The organism is Georgfuchsia toluolica (assembly GCF_907163265.1).
In the GTDB taxonomy this organism is placed as follows: domain Bacteria; phylum Pseudomonadota; class Gammaproteobacteria; order Burkholderiales; family Rhodocyclaceae; genus Georgfuchsia; species Georgfuchsia toluolica.
The window spans coordinates 12,732-36,233 of sequence record NZ_CAJQUM010000002.1; the positions used below are offsets into that span (position 1 = coordinate 12,732).

Below are 23,502 nucleotides of genomic sequence, written 5' to 3' on the forward strand. Positions count from 1 at the left end.
ACATAAATGGCTGAACTACTCCAGCACACAAATTCGTTTAGGGAAACACTGAATAAATAACAAATGCCGTGAACGCTTTTTTTATCATGCTGTCTGACACGGAGTATCGAGCACAAGGGACGAAACGATGAAGCAGATGACGCTGGCGGCGACACGAGGATTCGAGAAGCACAACCGGGCGACGCGCAAGGCGGAGTTTCTGTCGCGCATGGACGGATTGATGCCGTGGGCCGGGTTTTGTGCGCTGATTGAACCGTATTACCCGAAGGTCGGGAATGGTCGGCCGCCAGTCGGGCTGGAACGGATGCTGCGGATGTACTGCGTGGCCAACTGGTTCAACCTGGCGGACGAAGCCTGCGAAGGCGCGCTCTACGACGTGGCCGTGTTCCGGGAGTTCTGCCGGTTTGATCCGGGACGCGAACGGATACCGGATGCCACGACGCTGCGCAACTTCCGGCATCTGCTGGAACAGCACGGCCGGGGCGCGGCCCTGTTTGCCAAGGTCGGCGAATTGCTGCTGGCCAGCGGCATGAAACTGTCGGGGGGCACGATCGTCGATGCCACGCTGATCGCCGCACCGCCTTCCGTCAAGAACCAGGACAAGAGCCGTGATCCGGAGATGCACCAGACCAGGAAGGGCAACCAGTGGTACTTCGGCATGAAGCTTCACATTGGAACGGACAGCCAGAGCGGTCGGGTCCATGGCGCCAGCGTCACCGCCGCCAATGTCCATGACAGCCATGAAGTGCCGAACCTGCTGCATGGCGAGGAAACCCGCTTCCACGGTGACAGCGCCTGCCGGGGCAAGGCGCAGCGTGAACGACTCAAGGACATTGCGCCAAAGGCAAAGGACTTCACCAACAGACGTGCCCACAGGAACTGCCCGCTGACGGACGCCGACAAGGAGACCAACTGTCGCAAGTCCAGTGTGCGTTCCAGGGTCGAGCATCCGTTCCCGACCCTCAAGCGTCTCCGGGGCTTTGCCAGGGTGCGCTATCGCGGCCTGGCGAAGAACGCCAACCGGGCCTTCGCCATGCTGGCAATGCTCAACGTCGGCAAATGGGGACGACCTCTGACGGGAGAGGTGCGTCCAGCATGAGGTGGAATGCCCTGCGTTTCCATTCAAAACAGGCCGGTTTTTCGATAAAAATGTCATTGGCGTCACGTTTTCGTCTCAATTCCAGATTACCGCTGAGTTTTGCGGCGGCTTATTCAGCGTTTCCTTAGATAATTGTGGTGTAACGTTTCCACATGCGGCCCGCCGAAGATCTCTCTTGACCGCAGGCGGGTTGCGCGGTGGATAACGCGCTCATCATGCCGCCTTTCCTGCGGCAGGCCGCGAAGTAAATCTCATTCGGAGTGTTGCTGTCAAGCGGCTGATGTGGCCGACGGGTGTTATGGAAGTTCACGTAGATGCCCAGACCGGCCTTGGCGGCTGATATCGAGCGTAAATCTTGCGATAGACCTCCTCGTGCTTAACGCTCCTCCCTGGCCGTTCGGCGAAGACATTGCCACGCCAGTATCCATTGCGGTCCATGCTGGTCTGGAAGTCATGTTCTTTAAGGAAACGCTGAATAAGCCGCCGCAAAACTCAGCGGTAATCCGGAATTGAGACGAAAACGTGACATCAATGACATTTTCATCGAAAAACTGGCCTGTTTTGAACGGAAACGCAGGGCATTTCACCTCATGCTGGACGCACCTCTCCCGTCAGAGGCCGTCCCCATTTGCCGACGTTGAGCATTGCCAGCATGGCGAAGGCCCGGTTGGCGTTCTTCGCCAGGCCGCGATAGCGCACCCTGGCAAAGCCCCGGAGACGCTTGAGGGTCGGGAACGGATGCTCGGCCCTGGAACGCACACTGGACTTGCGACGGTTGGTCTCCTTGTCGGCGTCCGTCAGCGGGCAGTTCCGGTGGGCACGTTTGTTGGTGAAGTCCTTTGCCTTTGGCGCAATGTCCTTGAGTCGTTCGCGCTGCGCCTTGCCCCGGCAGGCGCTGTTACCGTGGAAGCGGGTTTCCTCGCCATGCAGCAGGTTCGGCACTTCATGGCTGTCATGGACATTGGCGGCGGTGACGCTGGCGCCATGGACCCGACCGCTCTGGCTGTCCGTTCCAATGTGAAGCTTCATGCCGAAGTACCACTGGTTGCCCTTCTTGGTCTGGTGCATCTCCGGATCACGGCTCTTGTCCTGGTTCTTGACGGAAGACGGTGCGGCGATCAGCGTGGCATCGACGATCGTGCCCCCCGACAGTTTCATGCCGCTGGCCAGCAGCAATTCGCCGACCTTGGCAAACAGGGCCGCGCCCCGGCCGTGCTGTTCCAGCAGATGCCGGAAGTTGCGCAGCGTCGTGGCATCCGGTATCCGTTCGCGTCCCGGATCAAACCGGCAGAACTCCCGGAACACGGCCACGTCGTAGAGCGCGCCTTCGCAGGCTTCGTCCGCCAGGTTGAACCAGTTGGCCACGCAGTACATCCGCAGCATCCGTTCCAGCCCGACTGGCGGCCGACCATCCCGACCTTCGGGTAATACGGTTCAATCGGCGCACAAAACCCGGCCCACGGCATCAATCCGTCCATGCGCGACAGAAACTCCGCCTTGCGCGTCGTCCGGTTGTGCTTCTCGAGTCCTCGTGTCGCCGCCAGCGTCATCTGCTTCATCGTTTCGTCCCTTGTGCTCGATACTCCGTGTCAGACAGCATGATAAAGAAAGCGTTCACGGCATTTGTTACTTATTTAGTGTTTCCTTGAGTAGCTCGGTAAATTCGCTGTTGCCGAATTGGCTGCCCTGGTCGGTACTGAATATCTCTGGCCTGCCGCAGCGAACAATTATTTCCCTCACCGCATCCAGACAGAAGTCCAGCGTCAGGGTATTGGAGACTCGCCAGGACAGCACGCGGCGGCTGTACCAGTCGAGTATCGCTACCAGATGGATGAAGCCTCGACGCACCGAGATGCAGGTGATATCGGTTGCCAATCATTTTGGTTGGAGCAATCAACGACGAGATGCCTGAGTAGGCAGGATAGATCGGGCGTGCTTGCTCCATTTCATGGCAAGATGACAGGATTGAGCAATCTGTACGACTAGGAAGCAATACGAGGTGGATCACCCGCGACCGCAAATAGACTAGCTCAACCCTATGGTATTACTAATAAGATTAGTGCTAGTACCTATTGACTACAGCGGTTTAATAAAATCAAATCGTTACTGCTGCTTTACTTGATGCCAAGGAAACGTTTTTATTAAATTCGCCCCCGCGAAAGCGGAATCCAGCAAGTGTTTGGATTCTCGCTTTTCGGGAGTGGCAGCGTTAGGATTATTGAACGCTTTCCTAGGTCAGTTCGCGTTCTAAATCTCCACAATAAAAAAGAGGTTAATTGAACGAAAACACTTTAATGTAAAAGCACGCTACAAGAAAATATATACTATAAAACATGTAATATAAAAAGAAAAAAGAAGTCAAAACTTGGGGAGTTGCTTGATGACGCATATTGCAGGAGTTATATGAAAATTCCTTTGATCACTGAAATACAGCGATTTAGCCTACAGGACGGGCCAGGATTCAGAACTACTGTCTTTTTGAAAGGTTGCCCACTGAAATGCCCGTGGTGCCACAACCCGGAAACGCAACGCCCAACCAAGGAGTTTTATTACAATCAGGCCCGCTGCGTCAGTTGCGGACGCTGTGTGGCGGTATGTCCGTCAGGCGCCTCCTCGCTCGTTCAGGGACCTGGAAAAGATTTGGTGCTTCAGCTGGATCGTTCGAAATGCATTAACTGCATGCGCTGTGTAGCCGTATGCCTGACTGAAGCGCGCGAGTCTGTTGGCAAAACGATGTCGATGGAAGATATTTTGCAGGAAGTCCTGTCGGATGAGCCGTTCTACCGCAACAGTGGCGGCGGAGTGACCATCAGCGGCGGCGATCCTTTGCTTTATCCGGCATTCACGCTGGGACTGGCGAAACGTATCAAGCAAAGAAATGTTCATGTTGCGATCGAGACATCTTGCTTCCCGAAAAGCTGGAAGACTATCCAGCCTTTATTGAATTTCGTGGACTTGTTTATCGTCGATTTGAAATCGATGAATCCACAAAAACATGCTGATGTGATTGGCTGGCCACTCAAGCCGATACTCGACAATATTGAACGACTGATCGAGTCCCACGCGCATGTCCGTATCCACATTCCGGTCATCCCTGGTTTTAATGATTCGCAACAGGATTTTGACGATTACATAGCCTATCTCTCTCAATATTCGAAGCAGCTGGAAGGCGTGGATATCCTTAATTATCACGTCTACGGAGAAGGCAAATATATCTCCCTGGGCAGGGAAAAAGAATACCAGTACATGGGCGTGAAGGAAAACCCGCCCGAGAAGGTATTGCCGCTAGCGAGGGGTCTGAAGCTCGCCGGCATCAGCAGCGTCACAATTGGTGGTCTGGTTGGTATCACGGAGAGCAGAAACACAAGCAGTCGTGATGCCGGTATGCAGTGTGTTGCGTAGTAAGTTAGTTAAATGGAGGAATGAATCATGGCAACGTGTAAGGAATGTACGCAATTTTTCTTGATCCCGGAAGGTGCGGACGATTATGCCGCCGGCAAAGCTGATTGCGTAATGGAAAAAGAAGACGAAAAGGGCAAGTATTGGCTTTCCAAGCCGGTATTCGAAAACACTGAACAGTGTGATGCCTTTCGCATGAAGCGTTAACCCCGGAACTCAAGGAGACGGACATGAATCAAATGTTAGACGCAAAGGTATTGGAATACAGAGGGAAAACGCTTAATTTTTCCCCGGAAGATCCTGCGGAAGCAAAGTTACCGGCTGAAGATCTGCATGAACACCTACAGAAGCCCTCGACGGCGCGGACCAAGCGGCTCAAGGATCGCTGCCGCTGGAAACATGCTTCGGCTGGTGAGTTCATTGAAAAAAGCGTGACTGCCGGCATCGAGCGGATGCGCTATTTGACCGAAGCCCACAAGGCCAGCGTCGGCAAGCCGGAGGTGATCCGACGCGCGCTGGGTTTGGAGAATGTACTGAACAAATCTACCCTGGTGCTGCAGCAGGACGAATTCATCGTCGGCTATCACGCCGAAGACCCGAACATGTTCCCGCTTTATCCGGAACTGTCGCACATGGCAGTGGATGATTACCTGAAGAGCGATTACTCACCGCAGCCGGCCAAGGAAGCGGCCGAAATCAATGAATACTGGAAGCCGCACAGCCTGCAAAGCAAGTGCCAACCGTACTTTGACATGAAGGATCTGGGCCGTATGTACCAGGTCAGCAGCATGGAAGCTCCATCCTTCGCCTCCGGCTACAACAGCATTGTGCCGCCTTATGAAACCGTGCTGGAAGATGGCTTGCTGGCGCGCATCCGCCTTGCGGAAAGCCACATCGCCGAAGCCCAGAAGGATATGATGACCTTCCCCTGGAACGGCACCAAGGGACTCGACAATATCGCCAAGATCGACAACTGGAAAGCCATGGTCATCGCCTGCAAGGCGGTCATCAGCTGGGCACGGCGGCATGCGCGCTTGTGCAAGATTGTCGCGGAACATTTCGAGACAGATCCGAAACGCCAGAAAGAACTGCTCGAGATCGCCGACATTTGCCAGCGCGTGCCGGCCGAGCCCTGCAAGGGTCTGAAAGACGCCATGCAGGCGAAATTCTTCACCTTCCTCATCTGCCATGCCATCGAGCGCTACGCGAGCGGCTATGCGCAGAAGGAAGATACGCTGCTGTGGCCGTACTACAAGGCCAGCGTGATCGACAAGAGCTTCCAGCCGATGGATCACATGGGGGCTGTGGAAATGGTGGAAATGGAGCGACTGAAGATCTCCGAGCATGGCGCCGGAAAATCCCGCGCCTACCGGGAAATCTTCCCCGGCTCGAACGACTTGTTCATTCTGACGGTCGGCGGCACCCTCGGCGATGGCTCCGACGCCTGCAACGACATGACCGACGCCATCCTGGAAGCGGCCAAGCGCATCCGTACGGCCGAGCCCTCGATCGTCTTCCGCTATTCGAAGAAGAACCGGGAAAAGACCTTACGCTGGGTGTTCGAGTGCGTTCGCGATGGTCTCGGCTATCCCTCGATCAAGCACGACGACATTGGCACACAACAGATGAAGGACTATGCCAAGTACAGCCTGACCGGCAATGGCGCCACCGATGAGGAAGCGCACAGTTGGGTGAACGTGCTGTGCATGTCGCCGGGCATAGCCGGTCGCCGCAAGACACAGAAGACCCGCTCCGAAGGCGGCGGCTCGATCTTCCCGGCCAAACTTCTGGAAATCACGCTCAACAACGGCTACGATTGGTCGTACGCCGACATGCAACTTGGTCCTCAGACTGGCGATATCAAGACGCTGAAGACCTTCCAGGATGTTTGGGAGGCGTTCCGCAAGCAATACCAATACGCCATCAATCTGTGCATTAGCACCAAGGATGTCTCGCGCTATTTCGAGGCAAGGTGCCTGCAGATGCCTTTCGTTTCCGCCATCGATGACGGTTGCATGGAACTGGGAGCTGAAGCCAATGCACTGTCCGAGCAACCCAATGGTTGGCACAATCCGATCACAACGATCGTCGCGGCCAACTCGTTGGTTGCCATCAAGAAACTGGTGTTCGACGACAAGAAATACACCCTCGAGCAGCTCAACGAGGCGCTGCTGTCCAACTGGGAAGGCTTCGAGGAAATGCGCACTGATTTCAAGAAGACGCCAAAGTGGGGCAACGACGATCCCTATGCCGATGAAATCATCAAGAACTTCTACGAGGATATCATTGGCGGCGAGATGCGCAAGATCACCAACTACTCGGGCGGTCCGGTGATGCCGACCGGCCAGGCGGTGGGCTTGTACATGGAAGTCGGCTCACGCACCGGTCCGACGCCGGACGGTCGTTTCGGCGGCGAAGCTGCTGATGACGGTGGCATCTCACCCTATATGGGCACCGACAAGAAAGGTCCCACGGCGGTATTGCGTTCGGTTTCCAAGGTGCAGAAGAACCAGAAGGCCAATCTGCTGAACCAGCGCCTGTCTGTGCCGATCATGCGTTCCAAGCATGGCTTCGATATCTGGCACTCCTACATGGACACCTGGCATGAACTGAACATCGATCATGTCCAGTTCAATGTGGTGAGCACGGACGAACTGAAGGCAGCACAACGCGAACCCGAAAAGCATCAGGATTTGATCGTACGGGTTTCCGGCTACAGTGCGCGTTTCGTTGACATCCCAACCTATGGGCAAAATACCATCATCGCCCGCAATGAGCAGGATTTCAGCGCTGCAGACCTTGAGTTTCTGAATGTAGATATTTAATACACAACTGCGGCGGGGAACTTCAGCTTAATTCAAGTTCCCTACCGCAATAAACAAGCAAATGATTTAGGAGCCCGGAGCAAATCATATGGAAGCGAAAAAAAACGTACAGAACCAACCGCACGTTGAAGAAGGAACTACCAAGCCATGCAAGACTTGCAAGTGGCAAACACCGGATCCGACCGATCCGAAGCGCGGTCAGTGCACCGTCAACCGTCATGCGATGGGCGGCGTTTGGAAGAGATGGCTAAGAGACGTTGAGCATTTGACCTGTAGCCGTCATGAGGAAGGCAAACTAAGCTTCCGGGAGCACGTCTAGCACTCGCCATCGCCTGAAAAGCTGGCTGTATCATTAATCAAGCCATTGCCACTTTCAGGACAAGGACATAATAACAAATCAGCGCAGCAGGAGGGGCGATCTCCCTAAAACAAGACCGGTATGCGTCACGCCACGGAAAGCTGGCGATCTGGAATCTTCCCGGAGCCTTGCCGGGGGCGGGTGTTTCCCGGCTTGCACCCGGCAATTCGTGCCTACCTCAATTCGAGTTTACATTAATGATAGTAGCTTTGGAGCACCATGAAATCATCACTTAACAATGCAAACAGTGTTTTTGTACCCGAAGTCGACCCCTATTACTATGTAAGCACGGAAACGCAGGGGTTTCTGGCCAAATTCAACAAGATTTCAAAAAAACACCCTGTCAATATCCTGGTCGTTGGCAAGCAGGGCTGCGGGAAATCCTCCCTGGTACGCCAATACGCAGCGGTCAATAAACTGCCTTTGGCCACCTTTCAGATTGGCATCCTTTCTGAGCCAGGGCAGTTGTTCGGCGAATATGCCCTCGAAAACGGGGAAACCAAGTATAAGCAATTCCTTTTTCCCCAGGCCATACAAACACCAAACTGCGTGATTCACCTGGAAGAAATCAACCGCCCCGAACATCCCAAAGCCCTGAACATGCTGTTTTCCATTCTGTCAGACGACCGTCAGGTCTGGATGGACGAATTGGGATTGCTGCAAGTGGCGGATGGTGTAGTGTTCTTCGCGACGCTCAACGAGGGCGCGGAATTCGTCGGCACGGAACTGCTCGATCCGGCACTGAGGGACAGATTCTATGTGACCACCATGGACTTCCTGCCCAACGAAGTGGAAACCGAGGTACTCCAGAAAAAAACTGGCGTGACCTATGAGCAGGCCAAGGAAATCATCGAAGTCGCAAACAGCATTCGCGGCAATGCCGAGCTCGGCGTTGAAGTATCCACGCGCAAAATTCTGATGATCGGCGAAATGATCGCTGCAGGCGGCAGCCTGAGGGATGCCATCGTCACCAGTCTGCAGACAGACAAGCAGACCCTTGAATCAGTATTATTGTCTCTGCATATCAATCTCAACAAGATTGAAAAAGGCAAAACTGAATTCGTACAGTACATCACCAATGAATGATGCCCCACCAAAGCAAGACACAAACGTTGGCTTGTCATGACAACTAATCGGGGACTGAAAGTTCTCAGCCAGGAAGCCGTTGTCCAGCGCTTCGTGATCCCCGGTGGAGAGGGCTACTCTGATTTTTGGAGACGCGACAAATCGCCGATTGAACCGGTGGAACTGGTCAAACTGCTGGTGGCAATCAGAAAGATTGCCTCCTTCATTGGGCGTAACGTCGGGGAAATTGTCTGGTCCGGAATGGAGCTGGAAAACGCGCTGGCGCTTGACCCAACACCGATCATGGGCAGCTATCCGGTATCCGCGGCGAATACGGACCTGATGGTCGGCATCATGATTCAGGAGGCCTATAAAAAGGTCGAGTGGAGCGAAAGATTGCATGAGATCGCCAAGCTTCGGCTCCAGCTCAAGCCCCAGTATGAGTACAAGTTTGATCTTTTCTTCAGGATTTGCGAATACGTTTATGTCGATGGGCTGGCGAATCGCAATGTGTTTGGCCTTTACGCGGAAGCTGCTCGTACTTGGCGCATTGTCAAGACTCTGCGGACAATGATCAACCCCCCCACGGCTTCCGAGATGCTGCACATATGGTGGCGGTTGGCGGCGGACCGGGATGAGAATCTATATCTGGAAGGCTATACCGATCGGACTTCCGGTGGCATGTGGACACGCAATACGCTGGATAAGTTTTACCGGAAGCCTATCGATCTGCTCCACACCATGTTACCGGCTTTGCGGCATAAATGCCCCAATATTCCCAGCGTAGCCGACCGTTGCGATTTTCGTCTTGAACTCTACATTCAGACCTGGAATAAGTTAATTCAACTTATCAGATTCTGGCCAGGCGATCGCAGCGACAGATTCATGATCCCGGACATGGGCGACGAAGATATCGCGCAGGAGGAAGCAGACCGCAAGGCGGTCAAGGCGACCATCGTCAATTATGCCTCGCTGATCGAGCGTACCCTGCCCCAGAAGAATCGGGACTTCACCGAACAGGTAAAGGGCAATGTCGCCAATGCCGAGGGTGTCGTGCGCATCGAAGGCAACGATATCGTCATGATGGCGCGTGACAAAGTGAATAAGGCATTGCTCAACAAACTCAAGCAAGTGGTGAGAACCGCCACGGAGCGCAGAAGCATCTTCAACCGGGGACTGACGACCGGAAAGATTCACAGAAGGAGCTTGTACCGTGCCCATACCACCGGTGCAGTCTTTCAACAGAAGAAGCATGAATTTGACTTGAGAAAGAATGTGGTGCTGCTGGTGGATGCCACCGGCTCAATGGCTGATCCGACCAAATGGGACCGGGCCGAGATGATCTATCAGACGCTGTTTGCGGCAATTCAGTGCTACGCCAGCAACGCCAGAATCTATGCGTATAACGAAGTGAAAAATGCCTGTCGGATCACGGAGCTATACCGTGGTGGTCACATGCTGATGGTATTGCCGCATGGAAAAACCGCCTCGGGCGAAGCCATCATCGCTACCGCTCTAAGTACCAAAACCCTAGGTAAGAAAACATTGCTGATCCATATTACCGATGGCGCTTCCAACTGGGGCTGCGGTGTCAGCGATGCGATTACCTATTGCAAGAAGAACGGAGTCAGTCTGCTCACTCTGGGCATCAGCTGCGGTTTGGCGGCCAAGCAGTCACTCAAGGATGAATATGGCAAGCTGGTGCAGTTTGTCGATAAGACCGAGCAATTGCCACAGCTATTTGGTACGCTGATCATCAACGAAATGAGGGAAGGACGACGAGGCACAAGTGAAAAGTGAACTTCTCGATCAGGTCTTGGCGATGGAATGGCAGATGTTTGTGCGCGTCAAGAGTGCGCATCGTGCATCGTGCCAGAGTGCCCCTGACAATTTCAAAATGATCCGATCCAGTCTTTTCGAGACCTGGACCGAGGAGATGCTTGCGTCCTATCTCGATGACCTCAAGCAAGCTGCAGATGATCAGCGCAATCTTCTGATGGAAAAGTATGCGCGCATGGACAATCTGATCCCGCCGTTGTCCGATAATCCCCTGATCCCGATCATCGTAGCCATTGAGAACGTATGGCAGGATGAACTTCAGCATAATTTTCCTGCGCTCTACCAGCGTTGCTGTCGCAGCATGGCCCAGACCGGGGACGGCAAGAATTTCTCTATTTATCTCGGCTGCGAATTGGAAACCTACGGTGATCACACTTTAGAACTCTATTATGAGAACCTGAATGCCGCGCTGGAGCAAGACCGCAATCTGGCAATAGAAGCCCTGCAGCGGCTAGTGCACAAGAATGGCTACCGCGACCTCGCTCATGCCGAACAGGAACTGAGTCGGCTTTGCGACGTTCACTAAGATAAATGGGCAATACATGAATATTACCGTAACCCTCAACCTGCTGGGCATCCCATCGCTGAACGTTCTGCAGAGCGATATGGCTTTAAGCATTGCAGAAAAGACCACGATTGCCGATTTGATAATGCTGATAGACGAGAGGAACCCAGGCTTCAAACAGGCCATCTGCGATGAGGTGGGGAACATTTCGAAGCAATTCGTGTTCTTCATTAATGGCCGCAATATCGGGTACCTGGACGGGGTAAAAACAGCCATTTCGCCCGATGACGTGGTAAACGTGATCCCGGCCATCGCCGGCGGATAAGAATGTAAAGGAGTTACGGACATGATCGTTGACCGGCCCGGTTCGCATTTCATTTTCGTAGTCCCTTTCGATCATGTGTATCGGGGCTACCACTATATCAACCTGAACGGGGTTCCCCTGACCAACAAGGAATATCTGGAAAAATGGGGAAAGTGGCTGGTATTCGGCCAGCGCGAGGAGATGGAAGAACTGGCTAGAAAGCTCGATCCTTTCGTCGAAGATAGGAAAGTGCCTGCCGTAAAGTATGACCGCAAGCTGATTACTGAATTCCAGCTGAATCGCTGCGTAATGTGCGTGTATTGCCACCACGATTTGCGCGAGGACGTCTGGACAATCCTCTCCTCCTTGGGAGTCAGAGACAAAGCCTGGATGTTCGAACGCGAAACGCTCGAAAAATGGCTGCCCGGCGGGGTCAATCTGGAGAAATGGATCCAGGGCAGAAATCTGGATCCGGAGCAGGCCGAGCGCGTCCGCATCGGCGCCAAGGAGAAATTCAGGCAGATGTTCGAAAACGATGATGCCATCTTCGCAGGGATAGATCAGTAACTTGGACTGCATCGAGCAATCCCATGAAATGGCATGGTTTGCCCAGCGGGTGCAGGAATCGCGTTATATCCTATCGGAACATGTCATTCGCTCACTGATGGCGGGCAATATTGTGACGGTTGCCGATATCGAAACCGTGCTGCTGACAGGCAGGCTACTTGAGGAACACCACCATGCAACGCGCGGCAGAAGTTATCTGGTGGTGGGTAAATCAAGGCAAAAGATATTTCACGTGATGTGTGCCGGCGCCAGCAATGGCTGGCTGATCATCACCTTTGTCTACATTCCGGCGCCACCGATCTGGCGCGATGCGTTGCACCGCAACCCGGGAGGAGAAAACATCATGACGGAGCCGTTCAGCACCTGCTTTTTTTGTGGTGGGGAAATGAAGAAGATCACAGTAGGGAACTTCGATTACCGCCTCGAAGGTCAATTGTATGTAATCAAGAAAGTCCCAGCAGGACTGTGCCAGCAATGTGGCGAGAAATATATCGAAGCAGATGTCGGCAGAAGAATGAACGACTTGATTGCGAGAAAACAATTCAGCCGAACTGAAGAAGTCGGCGTCATAGACTACCAATAGGTGCAGCGACCATGCGCGGACTTGTCCTGGCGAAAGAGTTTTACCAAGAATTCGGGGCGCCCCTGCTCCAGAAGATGTTTGCCGCGCAGCAGGAGCGTATCGCGGCCGGCTTGGTCGGTGACGGATCAGACTGCCTGGGTTTTGACGACAAGTATTCAACCGATCACGACTGGGGACCGGGCTTCTGCTGGTGGCTGAACAAAACGGATTACGAACAATTCGGCGCACAACTGCAGACAGAGTATGCCAAACTGACTACAAGCTTCCATGGTTTCGAACGCAAGACCAGCGAATGGGGCGATGGGCGTGTCGGAGTGTTTGAAATCGGCACGTTCTACCGCGGATTTCTGGGACGAAACGGCGTCCCGTCCACTTTGGCGGACTGGTTGCGCATTCCCGAGAAAAATCTGGCGGCCTGCACTTCAGGGGAAGTGTTTGTCGATCCACTCGGCGAGTTCTCAAAAATTCGTCAACAATTGCTGCAAGGCTACCCGGAAGATGTCCGCTTGGCGAAGATCGCCGCGCGCTGCATGTCCTGCGGACAGGCTGGACAATACAATTTTCATCGCTCCATCTGGCGCGGGGAATATTTTGCCGCGCAATATGCCGAGACAAAATTCTGTTCCGATATCATGTCGCTGGTGTATTTGCTCAACCGCAGCTATGCGCCATTCTACAAATGGCTGCACCGCGGTGTCGCGACCCTGCCCATACTGGGCAGATTTATGGCGCAGAAGGTCACTGCCCTGACGGCTACTTGTGAATATGAAGAAAAGAAATTCATCCTCGATGAAATCATCAGTGCAGTAATCGTCGAGCTGCAAAGCGCCGGGCTGAGCGACTCGGACAGCAAGTTCCTGGTCGATCATGGACCGGTTGTGCACAGTCGGATAGTCGATCCCGGTTTGCGCCAATTGAATGTCTGGGTCGGCTAAATCCCTCTCCATGAGAAACATCCTGATCATCGGCGGCAGCTATTTTGCCGGACGCATCCTGGTTGAGGAACTCGCCAAGGAAAGCAACTGTGCTATTCATGTGTTTAATCGAGGCCGACGTCCGCTGGGCATGACCGACGTCACTGAACTCATCGGCGATCGCGAACAAGCCGAACAAATTCGCGAGGCTATTCCCGTAAAGGAATGGGATGCCGTGGTTGATTTCTGCGCCTACACCCCCATGCAGATCAAGACCATGCTCGACAATCTGCCGGGCAAGATCGGTCAATATATTTTCATCAGCACCACCAGCGTTTATCAGCAGAGCTGGCACCTGCCGATTGCCGAAGACGGACTGCAACTCACCGGCGCGCAACCTGAACTCGGCAACTATGCGACTTACGGCTACGACAAAGCCATGTCCGAAATCATGTTGCAGCAGATCTGCGAAAGCCGGGGAATTCCATACACCATATTCAGGCCGGCAATTATTTACGGCTACTATAATTACGCTCCGCGCGAAAGCTATTTCTTCGATCTGCTGCGCAGCCATCTGCCGATTGTCATTCCTCAGCATGATCTGGCCCTGTTCAGCTTCATCTGGGTTGTGGACATGGCGCGCATGATCATCCGCTGTATCGGCGATGAACGAACTTATACCCAGACTTTCAATCTGGCTTCGGACGAACTCGTTTCCTATTCACGCATAGTCGAAGTATTGGGCGAGATCACGGGAAAAACCATCGATCCGGTCCGTATGCCAGCAGTGGAAATCGACCGCCAGGGAATTCCTTTGCCTTTCCCCATAAACGAACATTTGCTCTACTCTGGGGCGAAAATAAAACGGCTTTTCGATTTTGAGTACACCCCATTCAAGAAAGGCTTGCGCGAAGCGCTCAAGTATTACCTGATGGTACAAAAACAGCGAAATTCTCCCGCTGCCTGAATTCCCTTTCCGCAGCGCTAGCCTTGCGAAATGGCAGTTGATCTGATTCTGTGCAACCTCAAGGCCATCACATTTTCACAAGAATGTGCTGGCCCTGAACTCATTGCCATTAAGGGAAACAAAATTCTCTTCATGGGATCGAAGGACGCACTGGGCGATCTGAAAGGTCCGGACACGCGCATGCTGGATTGTCAAGGAGGCATTGTCCTGCCTGGATTCAACGATGCACACTGCCACCCAATCGCCTTCGCCATTACCCAGAGATACCTGGATTGCTCCTCACCGCAAATACGCTGTATCAGTGACCTTCAGGCAGCCTTAAGAATAAAGGCCGGTGAGGTCGCGGACGAACGCTGGATCCGGGGAGCCAATTACGATATCTCGATAATTGCTGAACAACGCTTGCCCGATCGCTGGGAACTGGATCAGGCCGTGCCCCATCTCCCTGTAGTGCTTGTGGAACGCTCTGGCCAGCATTGCGTGCTGAATAGCCGGGCACTGGAGCACTGCGACATCAGCAACAATACCCCGGACTCGGATGCCGGCAGGATATTACGTGATCCGATAACCGGCTTGCCTAACGGGGTTGTATCGGGCAATAGCGAACTGGTGGCAAGAGCGATTCCACCCTTGGGTGATGACGAAGTCGAAATCGGCTTGCGCGATGCCAGTCAGGAATATTTGTCACATGGAATCACTTCGCTTCAGGATACGAGTTGGTCAAACGCCTATCCGCACTGGCAGAGAATGCAGATATTCAAACAGCGGGGGTTTCTGACGCCGCGCCTGGCGATGCATGCCGGACTCGATGCCCTCGAACAGTTTGCCCTAAGGGGTTTGAAAACTGGCCACGGGGACGACCATTTGCGACTGGGTGCCATGAAGATCGCACTGGACGAAAGCACCGGAAGCAGCCATCCGCCGCAAGACGACCTGAACCAGTCCGCCCTACGTGCTCATCTGGCAGGTTTTCAACTTGCCTTTCATGTACCCGATGTCCATCTGCTGCAAATGTCTCTGCAAGCGCTGGAATTTGTCAGATGCATCGCACCTGACGAATGCCACCGTCCGCGTTTCGAGCACTGTCCGGTCTGCCCCACTTCGTTATTACCTGAACTGGCACAAAGCGGTGCCATCGTGGTTTCGCAACCGAACCTGCTCTACCAAACTGGTCCTGAGTACCTGCGCGAGTTGGCAGCAGAGCAGTTAAAGTGGATATTCCCGTATAGATCCTGCATAGAAAATGGAATAAGACTGGCATTCAGTTCGGATTCCCCGCTCACCCCTTGCGATCCGCTACAGGCCATCAGGACCGCCATCACCCGCCGGGTCAAGGGCGGCGCAAGACTGGGAGAGGACGAGGCGATCAGCCTGTTGCAGGCGCTGGAGATGTACACCAGTGCTGGCGCCTATTGCAGCAGCGAGGAAACGCTGAAGGGCTCCCTCGCCGTGGGACAACTGGCCGACCTGGTCATCCTCGAGTGTGGCGCAGACAAGGGCTTGGCGGATGAGCTACTCGACGCGCGGGTGCTGATGACGCTGCTCGACGGGAAACTGGTCTGGAACCGCTGATCCTTGTAGCAGCGACCGGGGCAGTCGCTTCAGCGGCGGCTGACGACGATTACGCCGGCAATCACCAGCAAGGCTCCGGCAATCTGCGCTGGTGAAATCACTTCCTCCAAAAGCCAATTGCCGAAGAATATCGTCAGCAGGGGGCCGATGCTACCGATCAGGGCGGCACGACCGGCGCCGATATGACGCATGGCGGCGGATTGGGCGAACACCGGCAGGATCGTGGAAAACAGTGCCAGGCTCAGGCCCAGCGCATAGATCGGCCAGGGCTGCAGCAGCGCGGACAGCGGCTGGGTGGCGAGGAAATGAGCCAGGACAGCGGCCGTCGACACCAGCATCGCCAGCGCGCTGAACCGCGAAGGACCTATCCTTTGTATCATCTGCCCTGCGCCGACCAGGTACAAGGCGTAGCACAGCGCGGAGGCAAAAACCAGGGCGCCGCCAATCCAGATTCCAGCCGCATCGGCACTCGCTCCAAGGTCGTGGACAAAAGCCACAGCCATGCCGACATAGCACAGGCTCAGCGCTACCCATTCGCGCCGCTCGATACGCTTGCCGAGCAGCAGTGCGCCGAACAGGACGGTCATGGTCGGATGGGTAAAGGCGATCAGCCTCTCCAAGCCCGCCGAGATATAGCGCAAGCCCATGAAATCGAGCATGACCGCGCCGTAATAGCCAAGCAGGCCAAGAGCGACGAGCGCAGCCCAGTCGCGAGCGCTTAGCGGCGCTGCGTTGCGCGATTCGCGCAAGCCGACAAAGAAAAACACCGGGAAAGCAAACACCATGCGGAGTAGCAGCAAGGTGATCACTGCCACCGGGACGGCAGCGGGTTGGGCATAGGCCAGCTTTACCAGTATCGCTTTGAAGGAAAAGCCGAATGCAGCCAGGATAGCCAGCCAGACGCCGGTAAAGTAAGAAGATTTCAATCGGTTACAGGAAAACTGGAGGTCTCACGCCCTCTCCTTGCGGAGCTACCTATTGAAACAATTCCACACCCTCTCAATTCGGCCTGATAATTATTATATTGACATATCACCATATATAGAACAGTAAAAGAAAATCGTGCTCAATTCCGGTACGGCCTTTCCGGATCAGGAATGATGCAAGCGACCGCACATACAGTCACGCAGCGGGGCTCTTCATGGAGTCCCGGGCATTCCGTGCATCTGCCGGGATCAATCACATGAATGTCGTCACCGCGCGAAATTGCATCATTGCCGCATTCCATATGACATATTTCACAGTTTGTCTTTTTCGAGAATCAGAACATCAATCCCTTCCTGTTTCAATGCCTTGGCACACAAGGAACCAGCAGGGCCGGAGCCGACGATGATAACTTCATGTTCTTGTATGTTACTTTCCCCCCTCTCATGGTTTTGGCAACTAAAGACATTAGAAGCGTTGAGCGACTCGTTCGGCATAACACGAGCGAGAGATTTTCGCAATTCTCAATTTTAACTATGGCGGTTCCAAGTGCGAAGTGCAACAAGTTTCGAACTGAGATTTTAAGAATGAAAATACGGTGACGTGGCGGCGCAGATTAAGACGGACGTCTTCGGTCGGTCTCCTGGACTCGTTTTCGCCGGTCCTGTAGCGGCAGCAAACTTCTTCGCCCTGCTCAGCATTGCGAGCTTTCACTGATGAGTTGTGGCGTGCTTTCGCCACGTTTGAGGCGATAGGTAAGCTGAGCTCGCGTGATGCCGAGGATGCGTGCCGCGGCGGCGAGGTTGCCCTTTGCGCTTTCAACCGCGTTGCGCAACAGCATCGATTCGATTTCATCGAGCGGCATGCCAGTGGCCATGATCGCATCGCACAGAAGCTGCTCATCGGCTGTGGTCTTTTCCTCGATTCGGCCGCCCTCGTTCACTCCTTCCTCGTTCGTGACAGAGTCGTCCGGGCTCGGGAACAGGTCGCTGATCTCGATATCGCAGCCGGCCGAGGCGAGGATGATGCCGCGCTCGATCATGTTCTCCAACTCGCGCACGTTGCCGGGCCAGTGATAGGTCGTCAATGCCTTCAGCGCCTTGTCTGTGATGCCGATGTCGCGCTTGGCATGCTCCGTACTGAACTTGGCGATCATCGCCTCGACCAACGGCGGGATATCGAGCGGGCGATCACGCAGCGGCGGAATCCAAATCGGATAGACGTTGAGACGATAAAAGAGGTCGGAGCGGAACTCGCCATTCTTGACAGCCGCTTTCAGGTCCACGTTGGTGGCCGCGATGATGCGGACATTAACCTTGCGCGTCTGGTTCCCGCCGAGACGCTCGACCTCGCCCCCCTGCAGCACGCGCAGGATCTTGGCCTGCGCCGTCAGCGGCAGCTCGCCAATTTCGTCGAGGAACAGCGTGCCGCCGTCGGCACGCTCGAAACGGCCGACACGGCTGGCGTGGGCGCCGGTGAAGGCTCCTTTCTCGGCTCCGAATAGTTCGGAGTCGATAAGGTCGGGCGGCAACGCCGCGCAGTTGACGGCAACGAAGGGAGCATCCTTGCGGCTGCTTGAGTCGTGGAGTGCGCGGGCAAAGCGTTCCTTGCCAACGCCGGTTTCCCCTAACAGCAATACCGTCACATTGGTGTTGGCGGCCCTGAGCATGAGGTCGTTGGCTTTCTGGAACGCAGGCGACACACCAATCAGGTCTTCGACCTGGCGTTGCTTGTTGAGCGAGGAGCGCAAGACATCGACTTCCTTGTGCAAATCAAGCAGGCGACTGAAGATCGAGTCTTCTTCGTAGTAGCGCGTGTGCTCGGCGGCGTCCGGCCAATCCTCGGCCGGCTTGCCGACGATGCGGCATTGCGCCGGGCCGCAGGCGGCGCACTCGACCTCCTTGAACAAAATGAAGCGGCCCATGAACGCACTGGAAAATCCGGAGGCGTGTCCGATCAACATCCAGCAGGCCGGATCAGTCTGCGGGCCGTACTCCTTGACGTGCGCTTCCGCTTCCCAGGAGTTTCCCCACAGAAACTCGCCATAGAACGTGCCTTTGGCGATATCCATGTCGAGCTTGATCTTCGAGACGCGGACGTTGCCTTCGAGCATGTGTAATTGTGGCCCACCGGCAAAGGAATCGATGAGGTTTTTGCGGCCGCGGATCTTGCACGCCAGCTCGGCGTCGCGGATACCGGACTGGTAGCCGATGCGTGTCAGAATCCGGCGGGCATGCTCCGAGCCGACCGAACTGATGATCTCTCTGCGAAGCCCCGCCAGCGTCGCCGCATGCATCAGCAGCATGCGATTCTCGGCGAGCCAGATGGTTCCGTCTACCGTCGAAAAGCGGATCAGGCGGCGCAAATCGCCGATATGCGGGTATTTGGTATTGTTCATGTATTCCTCTGGAATACCGTACCTGTCTATTTGCTTGCACGTTGTTCAGGGCGCTAGTTTGCCTTGATCTCGCGGTTTATGGAAGCCCGCTAACGATACCGGGTCTTGGACCTGCGCCGTGTATAAAACGCAATCCCAACCAAGGAGTTGATGGTGCACTGCATCGTGTTCATTTCAGCATTTCTGCCAGTTCAGGCTTCATCAAATTAGACATTGAGAATAGCGCCTTGGGTTCGAAGAAAAATGGAGAAAGAAAGACTTCCATTAAAAAACAAGTTGATTGACCAAGTGGCATGGAAGTTGATAAGGAGAAAGAGGCACAGCGTCACCATTGTCGGCATCGCAAAACAGCGAAACCGCGTACGGCGCCATTCTTAACGTTCAGCAATTACACCAAGCAAAAGGAGGAATCAAATGACGACATGCAAAGAATGCGAATTCTTTTTCACGATCCCCGAGGACGCCGATGACTTTGAAAAGTTGAAGGGTGACTGTATCACTGAAAAGGAAGACGAGAAAGGCAAATACTGGCTGACGAAGCCGGTCTTCGAACTTAACCAATGCTGCGGCGCTTTCCACACGCGCCAGTCAGTGTAACCTGCGCAGGAGGCGATATGGGCGATATGATCACCGAACAAACCTTGGAATACAGAGGCAAAGTAATTCAGTTTCCCCCGGAAAATCCGGCAGAAAAGGATATCCCGGCCGATGAACTTCACGAACATCTGCAAAATCCGTCCACTGCCCGGACCCGGCGGCTTAAGGCACGCTGCCGATGGAAACACGCCTCGGCCGGCGAGTTTTGCGAAAAGAGCGTCACCGCGGGCATCGAGCGCATGCGGCTAATCACCGAGGCGCACAAGGCGACGGTTGGCAAGCCGGAACCGATCCGCCGCGCTCTCGGCCTCAAGCACGTCCTCGATAATTCCACGCTCGTCTTGAATACTGACGAGTTTATCGTCGGTTACCACGCCGAAGACCCGAACATGTTCCCGCTCTATCCGGAGTTGTCGTACATGGCGGTGCAGGATTACCTGGGAACCAGTTATGCGCCACAGCCTGTCAGTGAAGCGCAGGCTATCGTCAATTACTGGAAGCCCTTCAGTCTACAGTCGCGCTGTGAGAAGTATTTCGATCCGGTCGATCTGCGCCGCGGTTATCAGGTGAGCACGATCGAAGGCCCGGTATTCGCTTCAGGCTATAACAGCGTTGTTCCGCCGTACGAAACCGTCCTCGAAGACGGCCTGCTCGCCCGGATTAAGCTGGCAGAAAAGCACATCGCTGAAGCCAAGGCGGAAATGGAGAAGTTTCCCTGGAACGCCACCAAGGGTCTCGACTGGGTCGACAAGATCGACAACTGGGAAGCGATGATCATCGCCTCCAAGGCGGTAATCGCCTGGGCCAGGCGGCACGCGCGGCTGTGCCGGATCGTCGCCGAGCACTTCGAGACTGATCCCATGCGCAAGAAGGAACTTCTCGAGATCGCTGACATCTGCCAGCGTATGCCTGCCGAACCGGCCAGGGGCTTGAAGGACGCGATGCAATCGAAGTGGTTCACCTTCCTCATCTGCCACGCCATCGAACGTTACGCGAGCGGTTACGCGCAGAAGGAGGACTCGTTACTGTGGCCGTATTACAAGGCCAGCGTCATCGACAAGAGCTTCCAGCCGATGGAGCACAAGGATGTCGTCGAACTCGTGGAAATGGAACGGCTGAAGATTTCGGAACATGGCGCCGGAAAATCGCGAGCCTACCGCGAGATTTTTCCAGGATCGAACGATTTGTTCATTCTCACCTTGGGCGGCACCAACGGCGATGGCTCCGACGCCTGCAACGACGTGACGGACGCGATTCTGGAAGCCGCCAAGCGTATTCGCACTACCGAACCGTCGATCGTCTTCCGCTACTCGATGAAAAATCGCGTTAAGACGTTGCGCTGGGTTTTCGAGTGCATCCGCGACGGTCTCGGTTACCCGTCGATCAAGAACGACGACATTGGCATCAAACAGATGCTTGAATATTCCAAGTACAGCCTCACCGGCAATGGCGCCACAGAAGAAGAATCCCATTACTGGGTTAACGTACTGTGCATGTCGCCTGGCCTGGCTGGCCGCCGCAAATCGCAGAAAACGCGTTCCGAAGGCGGCAGCGCTATTTTCCCGGCGAAGATCCTCGAAATCACGCTCAACAATGGCTATGATTGGTCCTACGCTGACATGCAGATGGGACCGGAAACGGGCCATGCCGTCGATTTCAAGAGCTTCGACGACTTGTGGGAAGCCTTCCGCAAACAGTACCAGTACGCGATTGCTTTTGCCATTCGCTGCAAGGACGTCTCCCGAATTATGGAATGCCGCTTTCTGCAAATGCCCTTCGTCTCAGCTCTCGACGACGGCTGTATGGAGCTCGGCATGGATGCCAACGCACTCTCCGAGCAGCCCAACGGCTGGCACAACCCGATTACCACCATCGTTGCAGGCAACTCCCTGGTCGCGATCAAGAAGCTGATCTACGACGAAAAGAAGTACACGATGGCCCAGCTCATGGTAGCGCTGAAGGACAACTGGGAAGGCCATGAAGATATGCGCTTGGCCTTCAAGAAAGCGCCCAAGTGGGGCAACGACGATCCGGCAGCTGATACGCTGATCAGCAAATTCTACGAGGACATCCTCGGCGGTGAAATGGGCAAGAATACCAACTACTCGGGTGGCCCGGTACTCCCCGTCGGCCAGGCGGTTGGCCTGTACATGGAGGTCGGCTCGCGTACCGGTCCGACGCCAGACGGGCGCTTCGGAGGCGAGGCGGCAGATGACGGTGGCATCTCACCCTACATGGGTACCGACAAGAAGGGTCCGACGGCAGTGCTGCGCTCGGTATCCAAGGTGCAGAAGAACCAGAAGGCGAACCTGCTCAATCAACGCCTGTCGGTACCCATCATGCGTTCCAAGCATGGCTTCGATATCTGGCACTCCTACATGAATACCTGGCATGACCTGAACATCGATCATGTCCAGTTCAACGTGGTGAGCACCGATGAGTTGAAGGCCGCTCAACGGGAACCGGAAAAGCATCAGGATCTGATCGTCCGCGTCTCAGGCTTCAGCGCCCGCTTTGTCGACATCCCGACCTACGGCCAGAACACCATCATCGCCAGACACGAGCAGGATTTCAGCGCTCAGGATCTGGAATTCCTTAAAGTCGACCTTTGAGCTGGATATCTGACATGACTGTGATACACACGCAAGTACACAAGGAAGATAATACCAACAAGCCCTGCTACGACTGCAAGTGGCAGACACCGGACCCGACCGATCCGTTGCGCGGCCAATGCACGGTAAACCGCCACGCGCTGGGCGGCGTCTGGAAACGCTGGATCAGCGATGTTGCCCACTCGACCTGCAGCCGGTATGAGGAGGGCGAACTGAGCTTCCGCGATCACGTGTAGGTGGCAGGTAGGCGGAAAGCCTGTAAGGCTTCCGCCGTCAGTTCTCTGGCGACGGCGCGGGCGTCGAAGGTCGTCCGTGTCGTCAGTCTGCGCCCACCGACCAGAATAAGCGCGCCTATCATGAAAAATCCTGGCAGCAATCTCAACAGCGTTCTCATCCCGGACGCCGATCCCTACTACTATCTGTCGACCGAAATCCTGAGTTTCCTCGACAAGATCAACAAGATATCGCATCGACACCCGGTCAATGTGCTGGTCGTCGGCAAGCAGGGATGTGGCAAGTCCTCTCTCGTCAGGCAATACGCCGCCGTGCATCGGTTGCCCTTGGCGACTTTCCAGATCGGAGTGCTCTCCGAACCGGGACAACTGTTCGGCGAGTACGCGCTCGAAAACGGCGAGACCAAGTACAAGCAGTTCCTCTTTCCACAGGCGATCCGTACACCCAACTGCATCATCCACCTGGAGGAAATAAACCGGCCCGAGCACCCGAAGGCGCTCAATATGCTGTTCTCCATCCTCTCCGACGACCGTCAGGTGTGGATGGATGAACTGGGCCTGCTGCAGGTCGCGCCCGGCGTAGTATTCTTCGCCACCCTCAACGAGGGCGCCGAATTCGTCGGCACGGAACTACTCGACCCGGCGCTGCGCGACCGCTTCTACGTCACCACCATGGACTTTCTCCCCAACGAGGTGGAGAAGGAAGTGCTGCGGAAGAAGACTTTGGTCAGCCCTGAGCAG

At 54.8% G+C, this 23,502-nt stretch carries 23 protein-coding genes and 1 pseudogene; 18 read left to right on the forward strand and 6 right to left on the reverse strand.

The genetic code is table 11. The annotated features are described in order from the left end of the window. Nucleotides 1-127 precede the first annotated feature (127 nt). Nucleotides 128-1,099 (forward strand): IS5 family transposase, encoded by a 972-nt coding sequence (locus tag K5E80_RS16500; RefSeq protein ID WP_220637159.1) that lies wholly within the window; start codon nt 128-130, stop codon nt 1,097-1,099. A gap of 588 nt (nt 1,100-1,687) precedes the next feature. Here K5E80_RS16500 and K5E80_RS16505 read toward each other — a convergent pair. Then, a protein-coding gene (locus tag K5E80_RS16505; RefSeq protein ID WP_246590805.1) for an IS5 family transposase occupies nt 1,688-2,658 on the reverse strand; the annotation gives its coding sequence in 2 pieces (ribosomal slippage) (nt 1,688-2,511 and nt 2,511-2,658; 972 coding nt in all). 82 nt (nt 2,659-2,740) lie between these two features. After that, nucleotides 2,741-2,971, reverse strand: a pseudogene (locus K5E80_RS16510) (DDE-type integrase/transposase/recombinase); the annotation flags it as partial. Between the two features lie 531 nt (nt 2,972-3,502). Here K5E80_RS16510 and bssD point away from each other — a divergent pair. The 13 genes from bssD (at nt 3,503) to K5E80_RS16575 (ending at nt 15,997) form a co-directional block, all read left to right on the forward strand. Continuing rightward, nucleotides 3,503-4,501 carry a [benzylsuccinate synthase]-activating enzyme gene (gene bssD, locus K5E80_RS16515; protein WP_220634242.1) on the forward strand — a complete coding sequence of 333 codons (999 nt, stop codon included), beginning with the start codon at nt 3,503-3,505 and terminating at the stop codon, nt 4,499-4,501. 27 nt (nt 4,502-4,528) lie between these two features. Beyond that, nucleotides 4,529-4,705, forward strand: coding sequence for a benzylsuccinate synthase gamma subunit family protein (locus tag K5E80_RS16520; protein WP_220634241.1), 177 nt, complete (start codon nt 4,529-4,531; stop codon nt 4,703-4,705). A gap of 23 nt (nt 4,706-4,728) precedes the next feature. Next, the gene (locus tag K5E80_RS16525) at nt 4,729-7,323 is read left to right on the forward strand and encodes a glycyl radical protein (RefSeq protein ID WP_220634240.1); all 2,595 of its coding nucleotides are present in this window, start codon (nt 4,729-4,731) and stop codon (nt 7,321-7,323) included. An 88-nt stretch (nt 7,324-7,411) separates the two neighbouring features. Then, nucleotides 7,412-7,642 carry a benzylsuccinate synthase beta subunit family protein gene (locus K5E80_RS17260; protein WP_220634239.1) on the forward strand — a complete coding sequence of 77 codons (231 nt, stop codon included), beginning with the start codon at nt 7,412-7,414 and terminating at the stop codon, nt 7,640-7,642. Between the two features lie 258 nt (nt 7,643-7,900). Then, nucleotides 7,901-8,767 (forward strand): AAA family ATPase, encoded by an 867-nt coding sequence (locus K5E80_RS16535; RefSeq protein WP_220634238.1) that lies wholly within the window; start codon nt 7,901-7,903, stop codon nt 8,765-8,767. Between the two features lie 36 nt (nt 8,768-8,803). Continuing rightward, on the forward strand, nt 8,804-10,546 hold the full coding sequence (locus K5E80_RS16540; protein WP_220634237.1) for a vWA domain-containing protein: 1,743 nt from the start codon (nt 8,804-8,806) through the stop codon (nt 10,544-10,546). Then, nucleotides 10,536-11,111, forward strand: a complete 576-nt coding sequence (locus K5E80_RS16545) for a DUF4125 family protein (protein ID WP_220634236.1) — start codon at nt 10,536-10,538, stop codon at nt 11,109-11,111. The genes K5E80_RS16540 and K5E80_RS16545 overlap by 11 nt, the downstream gene beginning before the upstream one ends. 16 nt (nt 11,112-11,127) lie before the next feature. Continuing rightward, nucleotides 11,128-11,415: a MoaD/ThiS family protein gene (locus K5E80_RS16550; RefSeq protein WP_220634235.1), complete on the forward strand. Its 288-nt coding sequence runs from the start codon at nt 11,128-11,130 to the stop codon at nt 11,413-11,415. Between the two features lie 21 nt (nt 11,416-11,436). Beyond that, a complete protein-coding gene (locus tag K5E80_RS16555; RefSeq protein WP_220634234.1) occupies nt 11,437-11,961 on the forward strand; it encodes a hypothetical protein in 525 nt (174 codons plus the stop codon). A 28-nt stretch (nt 11,962-11,989) separates the two neighbouring features. Then, entirely contained in the window at nt 11,990-12,544 is a 555-nt protein-coding gene (locus K5E80_RS16560) for a YgiT-type zinc finger protein (RefSeq protein ID WP_220634233.1), read from the forward strand. A gap of 11 nt (nt 12,545-12,555) precedes the next feature. Beyond that, a complete protein-coding gene (locus K5E80_RS16565) occupies nt 12,556-13,479 on the forward strand; it encodes a DUF4037 domain-containing protein (protein ID WP_220634232.1) in 924 nt (307 codons plus the stop codon). A gap of 10 nt (nt 13,480-13,489) precedes the next feature. Next, nucleotides 13,490-14,425: an NAD-dependent epimerase/dehydratase family protein gene (locus K5E80_RS16570; RefSeq protein ID WP_220634231.1), complete on the forward strand. Its 936-nt coding sequence runs from the start codon at nt 13,490-13,492 to the stop codon at nt 14,423-14,425. 132 nt (nt 14,426-14,557) lie between these two features. Continuing rightward, nucleotides 14,558-15,997 (forward strand): amidohydrolase, encoded by a 1,440-nt coding sequence (locus K5E80_RS16575; RefSeq protein WP_220634230.1) that lies wholly within the window; start codon nt 14,558-14,560, stop codon nt 15,995-15,997. 29 nt (nt 15,998-16,026) lie between these two features. Here the strand turns inward: K5E80_RS16575 and K5E80_RS16580 are convergent, their stop codons facing one another. The 3 genes from K5E80_RS16580 to K5E80_RS16590 all read right to left on the reverse strand — a co-directional run bounded on the left by K5E80_RS16580 (nt 16,027) and on the right by K5E80_RS16590 (nt 19,319). Then, nucleotides 16,027-16,923, reverse strand: a complete 897-nt coding sequence (locus K5E80_RS16580) for a DMT family transporter (RefSeq protein WP_220634229.1) — start codon at nt 16,921-16,923, stop codon at nt 16,027-16,029. A 312-nt stretch (nt 16,924-17,235) separates the two neighbouring features. Next, nucleotides 17,236-17,418: an FAD-dependent monooxygenase gene (locus tag K5E80_RS17265; RefSeq protein WP_220634228.1), complete on the reverse strand. Its 183-nt coding sequence runs from the start codon at nt 17,416-17,418 to the stop codon at nt 17,236-17,238. A gap of 197 nt (nt 17,419-17,615) precedes the next feature. Continuing rightward, a complete protein-coding gene (locus tag K5E80_RS16590; protein ID WP_220634227.1) occupies nt 17,616-19,319 on the reverse strand; it encodes a sigma-54-dependent Fis family transcriptional regulator in 1,704 nt (567 codons plus the stop codon). A gap of 414 nt (nt 19,320-19,733) precedes the next feature. On the opposite strand from K5E80_RS16590, the gene bssC reads away from it, so the two are divergent. The 3 genes from bssC to K5E80_RS16605 are packed head-to-tail and all read left to right on the forward strand — an operon-like array spanning nt 19,734 to nt 22,764. Further along, nucleotides 19,734-19,916, forward strand: coding sequence for a benzylsuccinate synthase subunit gamma (gene bssC, locus K5E80_RS16595; protein WP_220634226.1), 183 nt, complete (start codon nt 19,734-19,736; stop codon nt 19,914-19,916). Nucleotides 19,917-19,942: 26 nt separating this feature from the next. Further along, nucleotides 19,943-22,528 (forward strand): benzylsuccinate synthase subunit alpha, encoded by a 2,586-nt coding sequence (bssA, locus tag K5E80_RS16600; RefSeq protein ID WP_343213269.1) that lies wholly within the window; start codon nt 19,943-19,945, stop codon nt 22,526-22,528. A 14-nt stretch (nt 22,529-22,542) separates the two neighbouring features. Next, entirely contained in the window at nt 22,543-22,764 is a 222-nt protein-coding gene (locus tag K5E80_RS16605; RefSeq protein ID WP_220634224.1) for a benzylsuccinate synthase beta subunit family protein, read from the forward strand. Here the strand turns inward: K5E80_RS16605 and K5E80_RS17000 are convergent. Continuing rightward, complete coding sequence (locus tag K5E80_RS17000) at nt 22,755-22,886, reverse strand: hypothetical protein (RefSeq protein ID WP_281420152.1); 132 nt, start codon at nt 22,884-22,886, stop codon at nt 22,755-22,757. The genes K5E80_RS16605 and K5E80_RS17000 overlap by 10 nt on opposite strands. Between K5E80_RS17000 and K5E80_RS16610 the strand changes: the two genes are divergently transcribed. Further along, nucleotides 22,885-23,502 (forward strand): AAA family ATPase (locus K5E80_RS16610; RefSeq protein WP_220637392.1); only part of this gene is annotated, 618 nt, incomplete at its 3' end. The genes K5E80_RS17000 and K5E80_RS16610 overlap by 2 nt on opposite strands.